The sequence below is a fragment of the Methylobacterium amylolyticum genome, assembly GCF_030700245.1.
In the GTDB taxonomy this organism is placed as follows: domain Bacteria; phylum Pseudomonadota; class Alphaproteobacteria; order Rhizobiales; family Beijerinckiaceae; genus Methylobacterium.
The window spans coordinates 57,819-76,475 of the sequence record NZ_JAUYZI010000004.1 but is presented as its reverse complement, the minus strand read 5'-3'; the positions used below and the strand labels follow the sequence as shown (position 1 = coordinate 76,475).

19 protein-coding genes are annotated in these 18,657 nt (G+C 71.3%); 10 read left to right on the top strand and 9 right to left on the bottom strand.

The window, feature by feature from the left end:
• Positions 1-137: 137 nt before the first annotated feature.
• From Q8W71_RS04650 to Q8W71_RS04640, 3 genes are all read right to left on the bottom strand, one after another.
• A complete protein-coding gene (locus Q8W71_RS04650; protein WP_305524164.1) occupies positions 138-608 on the bottom strand; it encodes a hypothetical protein in 471 nt (156 codons plus the stop codon).
• 19 nt (positions 609-627) lie between these two features.
• Positions 628-885 (bottom strand): tyrosine-type recombinase/integrase, encoded by a 258-nt coding sequence (locus Q8W71_RS04645; RefSeq protein ID WP_305524163.1) that lies wholly within the window; start codon positions 883-885, stop codon positions 628-630.
• 239 nt (positions 886-1,124) lie between these two features.
• Entirely contained in the window at positions 1,125-1,715 is a 591-nt protein-coding gene (locus Q8W71_RS04640) for a hypothetical protein (RefSeq protein ID WP_305524162.1), read from the bottom strand.
• Between the two features lie 131 nt (positions 1,716-1,846).
• Between Q8W71_RS04640 and Q8W71_RS04635 the strand changes: the two genes are divergently transcribed.
• The 8 genes from Q8W71_RS04635 to lpxB all read left to right on the top strand — a co-directional run bounded on the left by Q8W71_RS04635 (position 1,847) and on the right by lpxB (position 6,550).
• Positions 1,847-2,029 (top strand): ribosome modulation factor, encoded by a 183-nt coding sequence (locus tag Q8W71_RS04635; protein WP_305524161.1) that lies wholly within the window; start codon positions 1,847-1,849, stop codon positions 2,027-2,029.
• Entirely contained in the window at positions 2,026-2,352 is a 327-nt protein-coding gene (locus Q8W71_RS04630; RefSeq protein WP_305524160.1) for a hypothetical protein, read from the top strand. The genes Q8W71_RS04635 and Q8W71_RS04630 overlap by 4 nt, the downstream gene beginning before the upstream one ends.
• 30 nt (positions 2,353-2,382) lie before the next feature.
• Positions 2,383-2,586, top strand: coding sequence for a hypothetical protein (locus tag Q8W71_RS04625; protein ID WP_305524159.1), 204 nt, complete (start codon positions 2,383-2,385; stop codon positions 2,584-2,586).
• Between the two features lie 79 nt (positions 2,587-2,665).
• Positions 2,666-2,893, top strand: coding sequence for a hypothetical protein (locus Q8W71_RS04620; protein ID WP_305524158.1), 228 nt, complete (start codon positions 2,666-2,668; stop codon positions 2,891-2,893).
• A 340-nt stretch (positions 2,894-3,233) separates the two neighbouring features.
• Positions 3,234-3,710 carry a 3-hydroxyacyl-ACP dehydratase FabZ gene (gene fabZ / locus Q8W71_RS04615; RefSeq protein WP_305524157.1) on the top strand — a complete coding sequence of 159 codons (477 nt, stop codon included), beginning with the start codon at positions 3,234-3,236 and terminating at the stop codon, positions 3,708-3,710.
• 7 nt (positions 3,711-3,717) lie between these two features.
• A complete protein-coding gene (gene lpxA / locus Q8W71_RS04610) occupies positions 3,718-4,536 on the top strand; it encodes an acyl-ACP--UDP-N-acetylglucosamine O-acyltransferase (RefSeq protein ID WP_305524156.1) in 819 nt (272 codons plus the stop codon).
• 14 nt (positions 4,537-4,550) lie between these two features.
• Positions 4,551-5,399: an LpxI family protein gene (locus Q8W71_RS04605; RefSeq protein ID WP_305524270.1), complete on the top strand. Its 849-nt coding sequence runs from the start codon at positions 4,551-4,553 to the stop codon at positions 5,397-5,399.
• Entirely contained in the window at positions 5,396-6,550 is a 1,155-nt protein-coding gene (gene lpxB, locus Q8W71_RS04600) for a lipid-A-disaccharide synthase (protein WP_305524155.1), read from the top strand. The genes Q8W71_RS04605 and lpxB overlap by 4 nt, the downstream gene beginning before the upstream one ends.
• Before the next feature lie 89 nt (positions 6,551-6,639).
• Here the strand turns inward: lpxB and Q8W71_RS04595 are convergent, their stop codons facing one another.
• The 3 genes from Q8W71_RS04595 to Q8W71_RS04585 all read right to left on the bottom strand — a co-directional run bounded on the left by Q8W71_RS04595 (position 6,640) and on the right by Q8W71_RS04585 (position 9,912).
• Positions 6,640-6,906 carry a hypothetical protein gene (locus Q8W71_RS04595; protein ID WP_305524154.1) on the bottom strand — a complete coding sequence of 89 codons (267 nt, stop codon included), beginning with the start codon at positions 6,904-6,906 and terminating at the stop codon, positions 6,640-6,642.
• 67 nt (positions 6,907-6,973) lie between these two features.
• The gene (locus Q8W71_RS04590) at positions 6,974-7,567 is read right to left on the bottom strand and encodes a GNAT family N-acetyltransferase (RefSeq protein ID WP_305524153.1); all 594 of its coding nucleotides are present in this window, start codon (positions 7,565-7,567) and stop codon (positions 6,974-6,976) included.
• Complete coding sequence (locus Q8W71_RS04585) at positions 7,567-9,912, bottom strand: Orn/Lys/Arg family decarboxylase (protein ID WP_305524152.1); 2,346 nt, start codon at positions 9,910-9,912, stop codon at positions 7,567-7,569. Before Q8W71_RS04585 ends, Q8W71_RS04590 begins: the two co-directional genes overlap by 1 nt.
• A gap of 242 nt (positions 9,913-10,154) precedes the next feature.
• Between Q8W71_RS04585 and Q8W71_RS04580 the strand changes: the two genes are divergently transcribed.
• Together Q8W71_RS04580 and Q8W71_RS04575 are read left to right on the top strand one after the other, a co-directional pair.
• Positions 10,155-12,404, top strand: a complete 2,250-nt coding sequence (locus Q8W71_RS04580) for a TonB-dependent siderophore receptor (protein WP_305524151.1) — start codon at positions 10,155-10,157, stop codon at positions 12,402-12,404.
• Positions 12,405-12,444: 40 nt separating this feature from the next.
• Positions 12,445-13,800: a TAXI family TRAP transporter solute-binding subunit gene (locus tag Q8W71_RS04575; protein ID WP_305524150.1), complete on the top strand. Its 1,356-nt coding sequence runs from the start codon at positions 12,445-12,447 to the stop codon at positions 13,798-13,800.
• Between the two features lie 10 nt (positions 13,801-13,810).
• Here Q8W71_RS04575 and Q8W71_RS04570 read toward each other — a convergent pair whose 3' ends face one another.
• The 3 genes from Q8W71_RS04570 to Q8W71_RS04560 are packed head-to-tail and all read right to left on the bottom strand — an operon-like array spanning position 13,811 to position 18,552.
• Positions 13,811-14,830 carry a TAXI family TRAP transporter solute-binding subunit gene (locus tag Q8W71_RS04570; protein WP_305524149.1) on the bottom strand — a complete coding sequence of 340 codons (1,020 nt, stop codon included), beginning with the start codon at positions 14,828-14,830 and terminating at the stop codon, positions 13,811-13,813.
• Positions 14,827-16,344 carry a mechanosensitive ion channel domain-containing protein gene (locus Q8W71_RS04565; protein ID WP_305524148.1) on the bottom strand — a complete coding sequence of 506 codons (1,518 nt, stop codon included), beginning with the start codon at positions 16,342-16,344 and terminating at the stop codon, positions 14,827-14,829. The genes Q8W71_RS04570 and Q8W71_RS04565 overlap by 4 nt, the downstream gene beginning before the upstream one ends.
• Before the next feature lie 24 nt (positions 16,345-16,368).
• On the bottom strand, positions 16,369-18,552 hold the full coding sequence (locus Q8W71_RS04560; RefSeq protein WP_305524147.1) for an adenylate/guanylate cyclase domain-containing protein: 2,184 nt from the start codon (positions 18,550-18,552) through the stop codon (positions 16,369-16,371).
• Positions 18,553-18,657 lie beyond the last annotated feature (105 nt).

The window sequence follows — 18,657 nt, the reverse complement described above, 5'->3', positions numbered from 1 at the left end:
GCGACTCCAGAAACCCGCTCCCCGAGTGCCCCTTGAAGGCGTTCGCCCTTCGGATGTAGCCCGAGCACGGTCCGCGGATCGCGGTGGCCTGCCCGACCCAGAGCGCCGCCACCCAAGCGACGCCTTCGTCCAGGGGATCAACCCTTGAAGCCCGTCGTGCAGGGCTTGAGGGACAAGGCCCTGGCCGCGCCGTTCAGCGAGAACGTTGCGCTTCGTCCGTCCGCGAGGGTGACGACCATGGTCGTCGCTTTGCGGAGCTTGGTCCACATCATCCGAAAGTTGTCCGAGCAGGCGCGGCAGTCGGTCGGGATACCGCCCTGCGCGTCGGTGTTGAGATTGAACTTGTCCTTGTCCAAAGCGACAACGACGCCGGTATTCGGTCGCGGTGCCTTTCCAGCCAATTCCACGTAGATGCTGGTCTTCTTCGGCTCGCCCTGATCGGATGCGCTCTCGTCGCAACTGATGATGAAGCTGTTGCCGAGCCCGCTGCGCACGGTGTGCTCGACGTAGCCCTGCCCCGCCCCCACGGTCCAATTGCCGAATTCCTGGGCCGAGGCTTGGCCGAGCGAGCCGCAGGCGGCTGCCAGCACGCCGGCGCCGAGCATCATTCCGAGACGTCGCATCGTTTCACACCCCCAGGAACCGGGCCGAGCTTTCGCTGGGCCGCACGTGCAGATACAGGCCCGTCGTCGCCACCGGGGCATGCCCAAGCGTGGCCTGACCGCGATGAATCGGTGCCGCACGGTCGAGCGCGTGGCTGGCGCGGGCGTGCCGCAGCCAGTGCGCCGAGGCCGCCGGAGGCAGGCCGGCGCGGGCCGCGGCCGCCTTCACGACCCGATGGACCGCGCTCGGATCGAGAGCCCCGCCCTTCCGTGATCGAAACACCGGCGCATCCGTCTCCGCCTCGCAGGGCCGCCAGCATGTCTCACGTCGAGGCGGAGAGCAGCACCGCGCGTCTTCCCGCCCTTGCCGAACACCGTCGCCTGCCCGGCCTCATCCCGGGCCGCGAGATCCCGCCAGCGCAGGCCGCCTCTATCGAGCCTCGTCAGCAGCACCCGGTTTCGCGGGTTGGGCCGCTGTCGGATCATCAGCAGCGCGTCGCCCTCGGCCATGATGCGCTTCGCCTAAACGCCATCTGTCAACGAATAATCGTTCCGGTACTTGTTCAAATCCTTGTAGAGCGGCGCGAGATAAATCGCATATCGAAGATTATTCACGTCCGTCGCAGCCGGCATGATATTGAGGTTGGTGCCGGCCATGACATGGCCCGCCACGATATTCGCCGCCAGGAAGATGCTGCTCTCGTCGGGGTCAACGCGAAAAAGACCTGCGCTTATCAGCGGCTGAAGATAGGTGAATTGCGCCGTGTAGGCGCACAATTCATCGATGACGGTCAGCGTCTTGCTCTTATTGACATCGATCAAGGCGTGCGTGCATTCATGAACGATCAGGCTTTTTTCAAACAAATTGAGGCCAAAATTTACGGTGGGAAACGATAGGCTGTTTTTCTTTGGATCGTAACTTGCGCCGGCATCCTTGTCCTGCTTCTCGACCTTGATATGGATTTTGTCCGACGCCACAAGTTTTGCTACGGATCTTAGGCCAACGCCCGTTATGGTGGTTCCTTCGATGTTGAAATTTATGCTGTCGCAATTTTCGGAGCTGCAGATATCGAATATTCGTTGGCGCAGTTGTTGTTCCTCTGAAGAACTCATTGCTTGCGCTCCAACCGAATGATTCGCGGGCCATCCTCGCTTGAAACATCCTCCATAGGAAGTCGGCGTCCTGAGGCCTGCTGCCGTTTCCGATTGAACCGGTGCTGCCTTCGCGCCATGCTGGAGGGGACATGACCGAGCCCCCTGACGACAACCTCGACCACTACGCCCTGGGCTTCTACGCGCCCGGCAAGGGCATCGGGCGCGAGGCCTGTCCCTACGCCGAGGGGATGCAGGCGCGCGATCTGTGGCTCGCCGGGTACGATGCCGCCGTCCGGGGCGAGGGGCTCGAGGACCGGTCCGAGCGAGAGTGACCGGCCTCGACCCATCCGGCATCTCGCGGATCCGGAGGGGCGAACTGACGGAGACCGCATTGGCTGTGATCCCTGACCGCGAGATCGAGGAGTCGCCGCTCGGCGGCCGGATCACGCGCGACGGCTGCACCGTCACGGTCCACATCGTCCGCTTCGCCGACTCCGACGACGAGCGGACGCTGGAGGTGGTCGATCATGACGGTGGCAGCACCGTATGGACCGCGCACGTCCAGCACGACCACGACGCCTGCGAGGCGTTCGAACAGGCGGCGACCGCGGACGGCATGGCCTCGTTGTCCGATGACGGACCGGTCCGGCACTGACGTGATCCGTCGCGAATGACCGGGAAACCCATGAATACGGACGCCGTCGAAGGACTGAAGCATGCCCGCGCAGCTCTGGCGCGTCAGCGCGACGCGCTCGCCAAGCGCATCGGCGCGATCGCGCTGGCGCCCGTGTCGATGGCCGAGGATCTGACGCGGGTGCTGATCGCGATCGAGGCCGTGGACCGCGCTCTGGCAGATGCCGGCCACCCGCATCTCGACGTGGAGGGTTGAGTCCCTTCCTCGCGGCGACCGGCGTGCAGGAGCGGTATCGCGACACCCGCGAGCGTCAAGGCTGTGCTACGCTCGCGCCATGCTCGGCCTCTCCCACCCCCGCGAAATCGCGCTGTTCCTGGTACTGGCCGCGATCATCCTCTCGGCGGGGGCGTGGGCTCTGAGATCGGTCGTGCCGGGTGCCGAGGCGTGGCTCGTGGATCGCGCCAGTCACGCCGCCCTCGATATCGGTCTCGTGGTGATCCTGATGGCGATCGGGCTCTGGTCTTGGCTGAGTCACCGCAACGCCGACGGGCGCGTGCGGTAGAGCCGCAACCCGGCTCGACCCCGCCCCGATCTGCTCACGGGACAGGGGAGCCTCCGATCTCACCCGTGACGAGCCGGTAGCCAACGCGGCTCAGGCGCAGGCGGGACGCATGCGATCGGCAACGGCATCGCGCGTGTCTTGGCCGTCTTGGGGCCGTGCCCGACCGCGCGGCGACCGGGGACAGCCCAGGCGCCTTGCTTCGGCGCGGGCCCGCCGTGCCGAGACGCAGGTCCACCTCACGTGTCGCCCCCGCGCCGTCCCGGCCCTTGCGCTCCCGCGCAAACCCGCCGATGAGGGCGCAAAGCCCGAGGGGCGGCGAGACGGGGAGTTGCGGGATCCGATGGGCGAGGCGGCGGACACGGCGGGCACGGAACTCGGCACGGCGGACATCCAGACCCTGCTGGAGCTGCTGCCGCACCGCTACCCCTTCCTGATGGTCGACCGCATCGTCGAGATCGACCGGGACGAGTCCTGCGTCGGCATCAAGAACGTCACCGCCAACGAGCCCCAGTTCACCGGCCACTTCCCCGGCCTGCCGGTCTTCCCCGGCGTGCTGCTGATCGAGGGCATGGCCCAGACCGCGGGCGCGATCTGCTGCCGCCACATCCGCACCGACGAGCTGCGCACCAAGCAGGTCTTCTTCATGACCATCGACAAGTGCAAGTTCCGCAAGCCCGTCGTCCCGGGCGATCAGGTGCGGTTCCACATGAGGAAGCTCAACCAGCGCCGGACCATGTGGTGGTTCCGCGGCGAGGCCCGGGTCGACGGCACGCTCGTCGCCGAGGCCGAGATCGGTGCGATGCTGGTGACGGAGTGAGCGGCCGGTGAGCGCCCCCGTCATCCACCCGAGCGCGGTGGTCGAGAGCGGCGCCGCGATCGGGGACGGGGCGCGGATCGGCCCGTTCTGCCACGTCGGCCCGGAGGTCGAGATCGGGCCGGAGTGCGAACTCGTCAGCCACGTGGTGGTGGCCGGCCGCACCCGCATCGGGCCCCGGACGAAGATCTATCCCTTCGCCTCGATCGGCCACCCGCCGCAGGACCTGAAGTACCGCGGCGAGTCCTCGACGCTGGTGGTCGGCGCCGAGTGCCTGATCCGCGAGGGCGTGACCATGAACCCCGGCACGGCCGGCGGCGGCCTGGAGACCGTGGTCGGCGACCGCTGCGCGTTCCTGGCCAACTCGCATGTCGGCCACGATTGCCGGGTCGGGTCCGGCGTCGTCTTCTCCAACAACGTCATGCTCGCCGGCCACTGCACGGTCGGCGACTTCGCGATCCTCGGCGGCGGCGCGGCGGTGATCCAGTTCGCCCGGGTCGGCGCCCACGCCTTCGTCGGCGGCCTGTCGGGGCTGGAGAACGACTGCATCCCCTACGGCATGGTGCTCGGCAACCGGGCGCACCTGTCGGGGCTCAACATCATCGGCCTCCAGCGCCGCGGCTTCGCCCGCGAGGACATCCACACCCTGCGCCGGGCCTACCGCCTGCTGTTCGCCCCCGAGGGCACGCTGATGGAGCGCGTCGAGGACGTGTCCGCAACCTTCGAGGCCCATGCGGGCGTGGGCGAGATCCTCGATTTCATCCGCGCGGGCGGCAAGCGCTCGATCTGCACCCCCCGCGAGGCCCCGACTCCGGTCGGCGCCGCCTGATTTTTTTTCGGATGATGGCCGACGCCGCGGGCACGCTCGTTCTGATCGCCGGCGCCGGCCGCCTGCCGGAGCTGGTGGCGAGTTCGCTCGACACAGCCAGAAAGCCGGTCCGGGTGATCGCCCTGCGCGGCTTCACCGACCAGGCCCTGCGGGCGCGGGCGGACGCGACCGTCGACCTGCTCGACCTCGCCGCGATCCTGAAGCTGCTGCGCGCCTGGGGGCCGGCGACGGTCGTGCCGGCCGGCGGCGTGGCGCGGCCGAGCCCGGCGGCGATCCTCAACGCCGGGGCGGCCCTGCGCAACCGCGCGGTGCTGCGCGAGATCGCGAGCGGGGGCGACGACCGGCTGCTGCGGGCGGCGCTGACCCTCGTCGAGGAGCAGGGCCACCGGGTGATCGGCGTGCACGAGGCCGCGCCCGACCTGCTCTGCCCGGCCGGCACCCTCGGGAGCCGCGCGCCGGATGCGGAGGCAGACGCCTCGATCCACACCGGCCGGGCGGTGCTCGCGGCGCTCTCGCCCTACGATCTCGGCCAGGCGGTGGCGGTGGCCGGGGACCGGGTGCTCGCGGTGGAGGGGCCGGAGGGCACCGACCGGATGCTCGCCCGGGCCCGGGCGCTCGGCCGCAGGCCCTTCGGCCGCGGGCGGCCGCTGCCGGCCACCGTGCTGGTGAAGGCGCCGAAGCTCGGCCAGGACCTGCGGATCGACCTGCCGGCCGTGGGGCCCCGCACGGTCCGGAACGCCCGCGCCGCCGGCTGCGTCGGCCTCGCCCTCGAAGCCGGGGGCACGCTGGTGATCGACCGCGCCGCGACCGCCGCCGAAGCCGACCGCCTCGGCCTGTTCCTCGTCGGCTACGCGGCGCCATGAGTTCCAAGAAGATCTGGCTGGTGGCGGGAGAGGATTCCGGTGACCAGCTCGGTGCCAAGCTGATGCGGGCGCTGCGGGCCGCCGAGCCGGAAATCGTGCTCGGCGGGGTCGGCGGCGAGGCCATGGCGGCGGAAGGCTTCGCCTCGCTCTTCCCGATGGAGGACGTGGCGGTGATGGGCTACCTGCCGGTGCTCGCCCGCGCCCCGACCCTGCTGCGCCGCATCCGCGAGACCGTCGCCGCCGCGGTCTCAGCCCAACCCGACGTGCTGGTGATCATCGACAGCCCCGGCTTCACCCACGCGGTGGCCAAGCGCGTGCGCCGCGCCGCCCCGGGCATCCCGATCGTCGACTACGTGTCGCCGAGCGTCTGGGCGTGGCGGCCGTGGCGGGCGAAGGGCATGCGCCCGTTCATCGACCACGTGCTGGCGCTGCTGCCGTTCGAGCCGGAGGCGCACCGGCGCCTCGGGGGGCCGCCCTGCACCTATGTCGGCCACCCGCTGATCGAGCGGTTCTCGGACCTGCGGCCCGACGCGGCGGAGCGCGCGGCCCGGGAGCATGCGCCGTTCCCCCTCGTCGTCCTGCCGGGCTCGCGCCGCGCCGAGATCGAGCGGCTGATGCCGGTGTTCGGGCAGGCGCTCGGCCGGATCGCCCGGGAGGTGCCGGTCTCGGTCAGCCTCCCGGCGGTGACGCGCCACCGGGCGCTGATCGAGCGGCTGGCGCTGGGCTGGCCGGTGCCGGTACGGATCCTCGCGGGCGAGGGGCCGAAATACGCCGCCTTCCGCGGCGCCCGGGCGGCGCTCGCGGCCTCGGGCACGGTCACGCTGGAACTGGCGCTCGCGGGCGTGCCGATGGTGGTGGCCTACCGGGTGTCGCGGGCGGAGGAATTCATCGCCCGCCGGCTGATCCAGGTGCCGAGCATCGTGCTGCCGAACCTGATCCTCGACCAGAACGCCATGCCGGAATTCGTGCAGGCCGATTGCACGCCGGAGACGCTGGCGGGCGCCCTGCTGCCGCTGCTGCGCGGCGGCCCGGAGCGCGACGCCCAGGCCGCCGCCCTGGCGCGGATCGATGGGCTCATGCGGCTGCCCGGCACCGACACGCCGAGCCGGGCGGCGGCGCGGATCGTGCTCGCGGCGGCGGGGGAGGGCTGAGGGGTTGATGGACGTACTCTCCTCCCCACAAGGGGGGAGGGGAGCGCGCCGTGGTTCGGGGGGCTCGATGCCGAACCCGGCAGGCTGCGTCAGCCACGCGCACGTGTCGCGGCCGGAAGCCGGTGCCGCGGCCCGGCCTTCCACCGCGCGTTCAGCACGATCCCGAGGGTGTAGAGGCACGCCGCCGCGTAGTAGGCGGCGAGCCCCGGCAGCACGGCGGGCCACGCGGCCGCGACCCAGGCCGGGCGCAGGCCGTTCTCGACGCCCTGCCATTTCCAGACGAGGAACAGGAAGCCGGCGAGCGCGGCCCAGCCGTAGACTGTCGCCGCGAGCAGGAGGCCGTGGAGGATCGCCATCGCCCGTCTCCGCAGGATGCCGCCGCGCTCCTACCGGGCTCGCGCGACGCTTCGACGACGGGCCGCCTCACGCCCCCGCGGCGGGGGGCGGGAGCGGCCGGGGCGGGGGCTGGTCGTCCGCGCCGGTGCCCAGCGCGCACTGGACCATGACGCTGTCGCTCCAGCGGCCGAACTTGTAGCCCACCGCCGGCAGGTAGCCGACACGACTGAACCCGCAAGCCTCGTGCAGCCGCAGGGAGGCCGCGTTCGCCGCGTCGATGTAGCCGATCATCTGCCGGTAGCCGCCCGCGGCGCAGGCCTCGATCAGGGCCGGCAGCAGCAGCCGGCCGATGCCGGCGTGCAGGTGGTCGGGATGCACGTAGATCGAGTGCTTCAGGGTGAAGCGGTAGGCCGGCCGCTTGCGGAACGGCACGGCGTAGGCGTAGCCCGCCACCGCGCCGCCCCGCTCGGCGACGAGGTGGGGCAGGCGCTTGCTGCGCATGGTCTTGCGCCGCCGCTTGAGGTCGTCGGGCAGCAGGCGCTCCTCCTCGAAGTCGCCGGTGTCGCCGACCCCGCGGCGGATGTGGTGCTCGTAGATCGCGATCATCGCCGGCACGTCCGCGTCGGAGGACGGTCGGATCACCACGTCCGGGCAAGGGACCCGCGTCGCGCCCGCCGCCATCAGGCTCCCTCGCGGGCGACGTAGGTGTGGAAGCGGATCCGCCCGTCCGAGCCGACCTCGCGGTAGACGCCCTGGATCTCGGCCTCGAAGCCGGGGAACAGGTTGGCCGAGGCCTCGAACATCGTGAAGTAGTCGAGCATCGGCTTGGCACGCTCGTCCAGCCGCTCGCCGGGCAGCACCGTGCCGATGCCGGGCGGGTAGACCAGCATCAGGGTGGTGGCGATCCGCCCCGCGGCCTCGCTGATCGGCACGTAGTCGACCCGGTTGCGGGTGAGGAGCTGCGCCGCGCGCTTGGGCGGCATCACCATCTCCGGCAGGTGCTCGGGCATGAACTGCTTGCGCTGGAGCGCCGAGGTGCCGTGCTCCCGGTGGAAGGCGTGCAGGTCCGCGCAGAGGTCGCGCAGCCGCACCCCCCGGTAGCGGTTGGGCCGGCGCCGGACGAACTCGGGCATGGCCTCCTCCAAGAGCACGTTGTCGTCGTGCAGCCGCTTGAAGGCGACGAGGCCGGAGATCAGCGTGCCGGCCTTGGAGGACTCGACGCCCGGGGTCAGCAGGAAGAGCAGCGAGTTCAGGTCGTTCTTCTCCGCGACGATCCGGTTCTCGCGCAGGTACTGGGCGACGATCGGGGCGGGCACCCCGTGCTCGGCGTAGGCGCCGGTGTGCCGGTCGAAGCCGGGGGTAAGCACGGTGAGCTTGTTCGGGTCGGTGATGGCGTAGCCCGGCGCGACGCGGGTGTAGCCGTGCCAGCGCGCGCCCGGGGTCAGCTCCCAGTAGCGCGGGTCGGCGGCCAGCGCGTCGGTCGGCACCGCCTCCCAGGCGCAGTCCGCCCCGTCCGGGCCGGTCACGGTGTCGGGCACGAACGGGTCGAAGAACCAGCGCCGCTCGGGGGCGGCCTCCCGCTCCTCGAATTCCCGCCGGATGGCGCGGACCTTCTTGCGCCACTCGATGCCGAGCCGGATCGTGTCGTCCCACAGCACCATGCCGGAGCGGCCCTTCATCATCTGGGCGCCGACGTCGAGGGAGGCGAACAGGGGGTAGAACGGCGAGGTCGAGGCGTGGACGAGGAAGCTCTCGTTGAGGCGCTTGTGCTCGACGCGCCGGGTCTGGCCGCGGATGTGGCTGTCCTTGGTGTGGATCTGCGAGGCCTGGGAGAAGCTCGCGAGCTGCTTGTGGGTCGATTGCGTCGCCACGATCCCCGGCGAGGTCTCGTCGAGCCCGGTCAACCCCATGGCGAAGCGGCCCGCGTAGAGCGGGTGGAACTTCATGAACCCGGCCCAGGCCTCGTCGAACAGGATGTAGTCGCACAGGTGGCCGATCCGCGCGACGATCTCCCGCGCGTCGTAGATCGTGCCGTCGTAGGTGCACTGCTCGATCACCGCGACCCGGAACGGCCGCTCCCGCCGCCACGCCTCGCGGTCGGTCACCAGCGGATTCTTTCGGATTTTCTCCCGGATGCGGCCCTCGTCCAGGGCGTCGTGGTAGATCGGTCCGATCAAACCGTAGGCATTCCGATCCGTTTCCAAGAAGATCGGGATGCCGCCGCCGAGGAACAGGGCGCCGTGATGGGCGGCCTTGTGGTTGTTGCGGTCGAACAGCACGAGGTCGTCCTCGGCCACCAGCGAGGACAGGACGATCTTGTTGGAGGCCGAGGTGCCGTTGAGGACGAAGTAGGTCTTCTCCGCCCCGAAGATCTGCGCCGCCTCCTTCTGCGCCTTCAGCGCCGGGCCCTCGTGAGTGAGCAGGTCGCCGAGGTCGAGGACGGAATTGTCGAGGTCGTCGCGGAAGATCGCCTCGCCCAGATGCTCCACGAAGATCCGGCCGATCGGCGAGCGATTGTAGAAAATGCCGCCGTTGTGGCCGGGGCAGGTCCAGAGCTGGTTGCCCTCCTCGGCGTAGTCGACCAGCGCGCCGAAGAACGGGGTCTTCAGGGTGTCGGCGTACTGCGTCACCCGGCTGACGAGGCCGCGGGCGATGAATTCCGGCGTCTCCTCGGCGAGGAAGATGTAGCCGTCGATGAAGTCGAGCAGTTCGACGGGGATGTCCTCCAGCCGCTTGCGGCGGACCATGATGACGATCGGCATCTCCAGCCCGCGCTTGCGCATCATGTCGATCAGCGCGGCGGCCTTGCCGTCGAGGCCGCGCTTGCCCCAGTCGACCACGAGGCAGCCCACCGCGGCGTCGGTCTGCACGGCGATGGCCGCGTCCTCGACGCGGCGCGCCCGCACCACCTCGAAGCCGCGGCCCTCCACCGCGGCGACGATCTGGTCGACGCGCGCGCCCTCCAGGTCGCCCGGGTCGAAGGCCGGGGTGCACATCAGGACGGTGAAGCGGCGATGGAAGTCCAAGGGGCTCTCCGGACTCTCGGGACAGGCCGTGCCTTTCGGGCCGCATTCACGACGATTCGATGACGCTCCGGTTGCGGGGACGGGCGCGGACATGCGACGCCGGATCGCGGCCGCGCGGGCGTGCCCGCGGCGTCGATCGTGGACGGTTCTCGGCCCCCGTGCCGGCGGGCGTTTGCAATTCTCGCCACCCTTGGACAAGACTTCGTCGCCCTCGCCATCCGCGCGCGACACCGAGACGGGCCATGTCGACCTCGTATGCTGTCGCGGCGCAAGCGCTCGCGCTCCTGCTCGGCGGCGCGCTCCTGGCCGGACCCGCGCGCGGTCAGGAGGCGGTCGAACGGGCGGTCGACGAGGCCGTCGGGCGGGGCTCCGAGCGGGCTGCCGGGCGCCCCGGCCGGGTTCCGGGGGCCTCCGCCGGGCCGACCGCTTCGGGCTCGTCCCGGCCGACCCGGCGCGCGCGGCCGGCCGAGGCGCGCCGGGCGGCGCGGCCGCGCCCCGCCACGCTGGTCACGCGCCGAGAGCTCAACGAGCGCGCCGTGCAGACGCTGGAGCAGGCGGTCGCCTACACGCCGGAATCCTCGGTCGACACGAACCCCTACGACCCGCGCGGCGACGGCATCGACATCCGCGGCTTCGATACGACCTACAACGCGATCTACCGCGACGGCCTGCTGGTGAGCGCGGCCAACCTCGCGGTCCCGCGCATCGAGCCCTACGGCTTGGACAACGTCGCGGTGCTGCGCGGACCGGCGGCGGGGGTCTACGGCTTCAACTCGCCCGCCGGCATCCTCAACGTCACCACCAAGCGGCCGCAGTTCGAGCCGTTCGGCGAGGTGCAGCTCCAGGCCGGCAATTTCGGCCGCTACCAGGGCAATTTCGACGTCGGCGGCCCGGTCGCGGGCTCGGACGGCACCGTGGCCTACCGCCTCACCGGCGTCCTGCGCGAGGCGGGCACGTTCATCCCCGGCGGTCGCGACGACCGGGTCTACATCGCGCCGGCGGTGACCTGGAAGCCGGACGCCGACACCACCCTCACGGTGCTGGGCGAGTACCTGAGCGCCCGGCTGCCCAGCAATCCGAGCTACTTCTACTACCGCGGCTACGACGTCTCGCGGATCTACCAGGGCGATCCGGGCTTCGGCACCTTCCGGCAGGACCAGTACCGGATCGGCTACGCGCTGGAGCATCGGTTCGCGCCGGACCTGATCGCCCGCCAGAACGTCCGCTACCTCGCGCTCAACAACGACTTCGCGGCCCTCTACACCTTCTACAGCGACGACGAGGGCGTCCGGCGCGGGACCCCCAGGGTCGAGCGCTACGGCGCGCAGTACCGCAACAACTTCGCCTCGTTCACGGTCGACAACCAGGTCGAGGGCCGGATCGAGACCGGGCCGGTCGGGCACACGGTGACGGTCGGCGCCGACTACACGCACTTCGACTTCAAATCCCGGATCGGTTCCCTCGACACCGCGCGGCGGGCGCCGCTCGATCTCCGGGCGCCGGTCTACGGCCTGCCCGTCGCGCGGCCGGCGCTGGTCGAGCGCGGCCTCCAATCCTACGACCAAGCCGGGGTCTACCTGCAGGAGCAGGCGAAGTGGGACCGCTTCGTCCTCACGCTCGGCGGCAAGTACACGTGGCTGTCCTCCCGGACGACCCCCGTCCGCGACAACCGCGCCGGCGAGCCCTCGATCGTCGAGCCCGCGACCGAGCAGACCAAGGCGTCCTTCACCTACCGCGTCGGGCTCAACTACCTGCTGACGCCCGACATCGTGCCGTTCGTCAGCTACGCCACAACCTTCGCGCCGCAGCCGGGCTTCATCGCCCTGGTGCCGGTCCCGCCGGTCAAGGGCGACCAGCTCGACGGCGGCGTGAAGTTCGCCATCCCCGAGGCGAACATCACCGGCAGCGTCTCGGGCTTCAACATCAACCAGGACCTCCGGATCGAGCGCAACCTCAGCCAGGTCTTCTTCCAGTTCGCGCCGGGCAACGCCGTCGCCCGCGGCGTCGAGGCGGAGATGACCGCCGCCGTCGCGCCGGGCACCAGCCTGACGCTCGCCTACCGGCACCTCGACCTGCGCTACACCGACCAGGACATCGTCCTGCCGGACCCCCGGTCCGGCGGCCTGCGGACGGTCCGCAGCCCGGTGGACGGCAACGTCGTGGCGGGCGTGCCCGGCGAGACCGTCACGGCCTTCGGCACCTACCTGTTCCCGACCTCGTCGCCGCTGTCGGGCCTGACGGTCGGGGGCGGCCTGCGCTTCTTCGCGGCGAGCTTCGCCGACGACCGCAACCTCGTGCGCAACCCGACGGTGACCCTGTTCGACGCGGTGGTCGCCTACGACCTCGCGGCCCTCGACCCGCGCTACAAGGGCCTGCGCGCCCAGGTGAACGGCTTCAACGTGTTCAACCGCGACTATACGATCTGTCAGACCGTGTTCTGCTATCGCGGCGCGCCGGCGACGGTGATCGGCTCGCTCGTGTATCGCTGGTGAGCGCCGGCGCTGCCCGGCGAGCGCCGGCGGGGAGAGGGCGATGGACGGATCGGGGCCGGACGCGATGCGGCGCGCGATGACCCGCAGGGCGTGGACCCGGCGGCACCGCGTGACGCTCGCGGTCGCGATCGTGGTGATCCTCGGCGCCGGGGCGCTCGCCGTGGCGTCCCACACGCTGCTCCGCCTGCTCACGCTCAAGATCGCCGTCGCGCGCACGAGCACCGAGGATCGGCAGGCCGCCACCGCGCTCCTCCAGTTCTTCGCGGCCCAGCACCCGCAGGTGCGGATCTCGCCCCTGTTCGAGCCCGACCGCCTCACCGCGGCCGCCGCCCTCGACCGCGGCGACAGCCAGCTCGCCCTCCTGCGCAGCGACGCCTCCGCCCAGGACGGCCAGACCCTCGTCATCCTGCGCCGGGACGCGGTTGTCTTCGTCGCCCCCGGCGGCAGCCACGTCGACAGCGTGACCAAGCTGCGCGGCGCCACGGTGGGACTGCTCGACGGCCGCAAGCTCGACGCGCGGCTGCTCGACCTGATCCTCAAGCATTTCGGCATCCCCCCCGACAGCGTCCGCCGGGAATTGCTGACCGTCGACCAGCTCACCGAGGCCGCGCGGCACCGGCGCGTCGACGCGGTGTTCGTGGTCGCCCCGCCCGCCTCCAAGCTGTGGCTGTCGCTCTACACCGCCCTGCGCAAGGGCGCCGGCCAGCCCAAGACCTTCGAGGTCGACGAGGCCGCGGCCATCGCCCGCGAGCATCCGGTGCTCGACACGATCGACGTCCCCAAGGGCACCTTCGCGGGCTCCGTACCGGCCCCGTCGGACGACATCACCACCCTCTCGGTCAGCCACCGGCTGATCGCGCAGAGCGAGATGCCGGACTGGCTCGCGGGCGAGATCACCCGCGAGGTCCTCACCGGTAAGCCCCGTCTCGTCGCCCTCGACGACGACCTCGCCGGGATCGAGGCGCCCGACACCGACGACAAGGTCCAGGCGCTGCCGATCCATCCGGGCGCCGCCGCCTACCTCACCGGCAACATGCCGAGCCTGTCGGACCAGGCGCAGAACGCCGCCTACTGGGTCGGGCTGATGGTGAGCGCCGCCGCCTCGCTGAGCGCGGCCGCCGCCGCCCTCTACCAGCGCTACCGCCCGCAGGAACCGCCGGGCCGGGTCATGCGCCTGCTCGAGATCTGGCTGTCGGTCCGCGGTGCCGACGCCGCCGCGCTCGATACCCTCGAATCCGAGACCGACGCCCTGGTGGCGGAGACGATCCGGACGCACGCGCACGCCCACGAGCGGACGGAGAGCCCGGAGTTGCGGCTCGTCACGCTGCTCGTCGTCCACGTGCGCGAGGCGATCCAGCGCCGCCGCGGGCAAATGCGGGAGACCGGGCGGGCGTGAGCGCCGCGCCTCAGAGCAGCCCCTTCTCCCGGAAGTAGCGCAGCGCCCCGGGATGGAGCGGCGCGGTCAGCCCGTCCGTCACCATGCGCCGGGGATCGAGCGCGACGAGCGAGGGGTGCATCGCCCGCAGGTCGTCGAGGCGCTCGAACACCGCGCGCACCATGCGGTAGACGACCGCCTCCGGCATCTCCGCGGTGGTCACCGCCACCGCCACGACGCCGAAGGTCGCGATGTCGCGCTCGATCCCCGGATAGGTGCCCCGCGGGATCACGATGGGGGTGTAGGCCGCGGTGTCGGCCACCAGCGCGCGGTCGGCCTGCGAATCCACCGAGAGGAGATCGCCGCCGCAATGGTCGATCGCGTGGCGGAACGGGGCGAAGGGCGCGCCGACCAGCATGCCGACCGCCTCGACGTCGCCCTCGCAGAACGCCTGGACCTGATCCGACGTCGGCAGGTGCAGGACCTGCGCGAACGACGCCTCGGTGAGGTCGTGCCGACGCATCAGCGCCGCGAAGACCTCGTTCAGGACCGAGCCGTTCGGGCCGGTGCTGATCTTGCGGCCCCGGAGGTCGGCGAAGCCGTCGAGGCCGAGGCCGCGCGGGACGAGGAGCTGGAACGGCTCGCCGTGCAGGGAGAACAGGGTGCGCAGCCTGCCGTTCGCGCGGCCCCGGAACGAGCCCGTGCCGTGGACGGCGTGGGCGAGCACGTCGGACTGGACCAGGGCGGCGTCCAGGGTCCCGGCGCGCAGGCCCGCGACGTTGACGGCGGAGCCCTCGGTCATCATCGCCCCGCAGGGCAGCACCGGCTCGGCGGCCCGGCCGGGCTCGGCGGCACGCTTGTCGCGCTCGACGAGCCGGCAGATGGCGTTGCCGACCCGGTAGTAGATCCCCGTCACGGCGCCGGTGCCGATCATGATTCCGCCGGAGCCCTCGGCCTCGGCGGCCGGCGCCCGCGAGGGGACGCAGGCGAGGGCGGCGCAGGCGAGGGCGACCCGGGCCAGGGTGGCCCGGACGAGGCGCGTGCGGGTCACGACTGGAACATCTCCCGCATGAGCTGCATGCGATCGCTCAGGCCGACATCGCCCCGGGTCTCCGGCGAGGCCTTGGCGAGCACTCGCGCGGCGGCCTCCTCGCGGGCGGTGAGGATCTGCTCGATCTCCCGGGCCAGGGCGAAGTCGGCGAGGCAGATCTCCCGGAAATCGGCGAGCGGGATCGCGACGACTTCGAGTTCCGTGGCCGCCCGGAAGGCGAACGGCGTGCCCCGCCCCTGGAACAGCGACTTGGCCATCACCGCCTGCCCCGGCTCGAACCCGTGCAGGACGATCTCGTGCCCGCCCGCCGCGAACACCGCGCTCGCCCGCCCCGAGACCAGCACGTAGACGTCGCCGGTGACCGCCCCCTGCGCGACGATCGTCTGGCCCGCCCGGTACTGCTCGACGCGGGCGTCGCGCGCGAGGCGCTCCAGGCCGTCCGGGTCGAGCCGGAAGGCGCCGACCCGGGCCAGGGTCTCGGCCACCGCCGCGGCCGGCTGGCGGGCCGGGGGCGGCGCGTGCTCGGCCGCGCCCAGGGCGCCGGTGAAGGTCAGGCCGGCCCGCTGGGCGGCGAACCACAGGTCGGTCAGGTACTCGCTGCGCACGCCGGCGAGCTGACGCGGGTCGGTGGCCCGCACGCCGATGCTGTACTCGATGCCGCCGTCGTCCAGCGCGTTGACCAGCGCGACGGGGGGCGGGACGAGGTGGAAGCCCCGGGTGGTCCGGGCGACCTCGGTCATCAGCGTCACGACCGCGTCCGGCGAGGTGCCGTAGGGGAAGCGGACGGTGGCGGGGAGGGTGGTGGTCTCCTTGCCCAGGGTCAGGACCCGCACCGCCTGCTTGCTGATGACGCCGTTGGGGACGTAGAGCACGTCGCCCGCGCTGGTGCGGATCTTCACCGCGCGCCAGTTCATCGCCAGCACCTCGCCCTCGTCGGTGCCGTACTTGATCCAGTCGCCGACGTGGATCTGCCGGGCCGAGACCAGGGCGATCCCGGCGAAGATGCTGCCGAGCGTGTCCTGGAGCGCGAGGCCGAGGACGACCGAGCCGACGCCCAGCGCGGTGAACACGCTCGACACGTCGACGCCCCAGGTCCGCGCGACGACGATCGCGGCTCCGCACAGCACCAGCACGAGCCGCGTCAGGTCGAGGAGCAGCCGCGGCAGCCTGACCCGCCCGGCGAGCTGCGCGTCCTCGCCGAACAGCAGGCCGTTGAGGAAGGCGATCGCGGCGTTCAGCACCACGATCGACAGGGCGGTGTCGGCGAGCTTGACCGCGAGGTGGTCCTCGCCCAGCCCCACCACGATGCGCAGCAGTCCGTCGACGAAGGCCAGCGGCAGCACGCCGTGGCGCAGGATCGCGAGCGGCGTCAGGTACGGGCTGTCCGGGTTCCGGGCCCGCAGCCGGTCGAGCGCCTCGCCGGTGGCGATCACCAGGACGGGGAAGGCCGCGAGCAGCAGGACGGCCCAGACCGTCCAGTTGCCGGCGGGGATCGGGGCGGTGGTCGTCGGCATGGGCGGCGCTCCGTCCGGGGCCGGCTACTGGGCCGCCTCGCGCGGCGCCTCGTCCGCGGGCGGGCGCCGCGCCGCCTCGCCGGCCGGCAGGATCGCGGCGCGGCCGAAGCAGGCGATCTCGCCGACCGCCGACTCGGCCGCCGGCCGGGGCTCGAAGCCGCTGTCGGTCCCGAGTTGGTTGAAGACCGCCGCCGTGATCCGGATCTCGTCGATTCCGGCGCTCTGGAGCAGGCCCCGCACGACGTTGAGCGGCTTGCCCCAGACGTCGTAGACGAAGCGGCTGCTGCCCACGAGCCCGGCATGGACCTCGCCGGAGGCGACCGCGGCGCGCATGGACAGCTCCAGGCCGTGCTCGGCCGCGATCAGCCGGATCTCCCCCGCGACCGCGTCGGCGAACTCGATCGCCCGGGCGGCGTGGTCGAGGCGCGGCACCGTCAGCCCGCAGGCGGCGAAATAGTGCTCGCCGATGTTCTTGACGGGCTCCATGCCGTGGTGCTCGGCGAGCGTGTCGATCCGGTCGAGGATGTCGTTGAGGAGCTTGACGCTCTCGGCGCCCTCCATCGGCTCGATCGCCTCCACGAAGCCGACGACGCTGACGCAGACCAGCGTCACGTCGGGCAGCGTGTCGACGATCTGCTCCTCGCCGGCCCGCAGCCGCTCGGCGACGACCTCGGGGAAGACGCGGGTGAGCAGGCCGGCATAGGCCTTGTTCTTGGCCTCGATGATCGCGTCGCGGTCGCGGATCGCGTCCGCCATGGTGTTGAAGCTCGCAGCCAGCCGGCCGAACTCGTCGGCGCCGAGCACGGGGACGTGGACGTCGGTGCGCCCGGCCTTGATCGCCTCGGTCCCGGCGATCAGGGCGTTGATCGGGCGCTCGAACCGCCCGGCGATCCACACCGCGAAGCCGGTGCAGACCAGGGTCAGGATTCCGGCCAGCACCAGCCCGGTGCGCTTGAGGGCGTCCAGGGGCGCGAGGATCTCCTCGCGCTCGATGTTGGCGTTGAGCACCCATTTGAGGTCGGGGATGTCGAGGGGGGCGTAGGCCTGGAGCGACTCGCCCCCGCGGGAATTGAGGGCCGTCACCGTGCCGGTCTCGCCCAGCACCGCCCGGCGGACGCCCTCGGTGTTCATCCGGTAGCGCAGGACGGCGGTGCCGTTCCGGCGGATCGCGTCGATCTCGGCGGGCCGGTAGCCCTGGCCCCCGGCGGTGGCCAGGAACGCGTCGGGCCGCTCGATGAAGATGCGGTGGTCGTTGCGCAGCAGGTGCTCGGCGCCGGTGACGTAGGCGAAGCCCGTCTCGCCGAGCCCGTCCTCCCGCCAGCTCCGGTCCCCGCTCATCGCGGTGTTCAGTTCGTCGACGGACAACTCCCCGATCAGCACGCCGATCAGCCGGAAGTTGACGTAGATCGGCGTGCCGATGAACAGCGACGGCGCCCCGAGCGAGGGCATGTAGAAGTCGTAGTCGACGATCCCGACATAGCCCTTGTGGTGCCGGTCCATGATCTGGCGGTACAGGCGCGCCATGTTCGTGGTGGCGTACGGGCCGTCGATCAGGTTGGTGCCGAAGTCGACGTCCTTGTCGACCGAGTAGACGATCTGCCCCTTGTCCGAGACGAGGTAGAGATCGCTGATCTTCAGGCGGTCGACGAGGTCGCGGAGCCAGCCGTGGTAGGTGAAGTGGGCGAGCGTGTAGGGATTGCTGACCGGGCTGTCGAGGAGCTTGGCGCGCTCGCTGCGCGGGTTCGGGTTCTCGACGATGAACAGCGACTGCGCCTCGGCCGCCCGGTCGCCGTGGGGGATGAGCTGGTCCGCGGTGATGTCCTCGAAGCCGGGGATCTTGTTCAGCCGCGGCACGAAGTCGTCGCGGTAGAAGGCGGCCAGCGCCTTGGCGCGCTCCGGGCTGAGCTTCTGGCGCCCGAGCTGGTTGAACCCCTCGGTCAGCGCCTGCGCCGCGGACGCGACGCCGAGGTCGTCGCCGAAGGACGAGAAGGTGCCGCGCAGGGTCCGGAAATAGGTCTCGATCTGCTGCTTCTTCGAGGCGCGGATCGCGGTGAGTTCGGCGAACGCCTGCCGGGTGAGGCCGTCGGCGGCGGTCGAGTAGCCGATCACCGCCATCAGCGCCATGCTCAGCAGGCTGAGCGGCAGGATCATCAGCAGGATCTTGGATCGGAGCGAGAGGCTGCCGATCCGCGGGCGCGACGCATTCACCGGTGGTCTCTCGATCGTCGCCCTGGCCCGGTCAGCACCGCACTCTGCCGGGATCTGTACAACCGAACGGTTAACCGAGCGCCCGGCCGGCGGCCACCCGCGGCG